1 pseudogene is annotated in these 223 nt (G+C 71.7%); it reads right to left on the reverse strand.

Features of this window, described 5'->3' with window-relative positions:
• Positions 1-223, reverse strand: a pseudogene (locus tag E4K09_RS04355) (protein-L-isoaspartate carboxylmethyltransferase); the annotation flags it as partial.

Below are 223 nucleotides of genomic sequence, written 5' to 3' on the forward strand. Positions count from 1 at the left end.
CCCTTCTCTCCGACGAGTTCCGCCAGGATGGCGGTGTAGTAGCCGGTTCCCGCCCCGATCTGCGCGACGCGCTCGCCCTCGCGGAGGGCCAGGGCGTGCAGCCATCCCGCAGGAAGGGACGGGCTGCCGTTGTTGACGCCGCGGTGGGGCGCAAGCGCCAGGAGCACGTCCTGATAGAGCACGGCGGGATCCCGGGATTGCAGCGGCTCGTAGCCGCCGGCTC

Origin of the sequence: Microvirga pakistanensis, from assembly GCF_004458765.1 — a bacterium.
GTDB lineage: Bacteria > Pseudomonadota > Alphaproteobacteria > Rhizobiales > Beijerinckiaceae > Microvirga > Microvirga pakistanensis.